Origin of the sequence: Piscicoccus intestinalis NBRC 104926 (assembly GCF_001515525.1) — a bacterium.
GTDB classification, from domain to species: Bacteria; Actinomycetota; Actinomycetes; order Actinomycetales; family Dermatophilaceae; genus Kineosphaera; species Kineosphaera intestinalis.
In genome coordinates this window covers 1-1,000 of sequence record NZ_BCNQ01000271.1, presented here as the reverse complement: position 1 = coordinate 1,000, position 1,000 = coordinate 1, and the positions used below count along the sequence as shown (strand labels likewise).

Annotated in this window: 1 protein-coding gene and 1 tRNA gene; both read right to left on the bottom strand. The window is 74.3% G+C overall.

Going from position 1 to position 1,000, the window contains the following annotated elements:
* Nucleotides 1–115: 115 nt before the first annotated feature.
* Nucleotides 116–187: transfer RNA gene (locus tag PINTE_RS21100), tRNA-Arg, on the bottom strand.
* Between the two features lie 180 nt (nucleotides 188–367).
* Nucleotides 368–1,000: ATP-binding protein (locus tag PINTE_RS21095; RefSeq protein WP_373280191.1), on the bottom strand; the 633-nt coding region annotated here is incomplete at its 5' end.

The following is a 1,000-nucleotide window of genomic DNA, read 5'->3' as shown; positions in this document are numbered from 1 at the left end:
GGACTGCAGTCCTCACCACGACACGCAGTTCTCAGGGACGTTCGCCGTCGGGTGAGACGGGCGGCCGGAGCACGACGAAGGCCGACGCTGTGGGCGTCGGCCTCGGGTACTGCGGTGCCCCCGGCAGGATTCGAACCTGCGCTCCCGCCTCCGGAGGGCGGTGCTCTATCCCCTGAGCTACGGGGGCGAATGTTCGCCCGATCGGGCGAAGCACCTGGATGAGGGTATCAGCCTCCGAGGGGCCGCTTCGACACCCGTCCGGCGCGGCCACCCCGCGCGGCCGCCACCGCGACCGCTCCCCGCGACCACCGACCGGGCGCGGTGTTGCCCTGGCCGGCACGCGAGCGCGACATCGGGAGCGCGCCGTCTACAGCCGCACGACCTGGGCCTGCGGGATCGCGGCGTACCGCCCCGGCGTGCAGGTGAGCAGCACGACCTGGGCGTGGGTGCCGAGCCGCCCGACGGCGGCGCACACCCGGCGCAGCTTTTCGGGATCGGAGTAACCGAGCGCGTCGTCGATGACGACCGGCACCCCCTGCTCCGGATCGACGATCGAGGCGCAGGCCAACCGGGTGAGGATCGCGAGCTGTTCCTTGGCGCCGGTCGACAGCGCCCCGTAGGGCACCCGGAGCCCGTCGAGCACCCGCGCCCGGATCGTCAGGTCGCCGTCGACCTCGACGTCGAAGCTCGGGCCGTACACGATGCGCCCTAGGCGGCAGACGGCGTCGCCGAACGGCTGCACGTACGCCCGTTTCGCGGCCTTGCTGCGCGAGGTGAGGGTGTCGCGCAGGAGCCGGGCCGCCTCCGCGTGGCGGCGCACCCGGTCGTGTTCACGGCGGGCTCGCTCGTGCTCGGTGCGGGCCGTGTCGTAGGACTCGGCCCGCCCCTGGCCGCCCGCCTGGTCGAGCCGGGCCTGCACCCGGATGAGCTCGGACTCGGCCTCCCGCAGTCGCGCGCGCACCGCGCTGACCTCCGCCGACGACGCCGCGGCAAGCTCGGC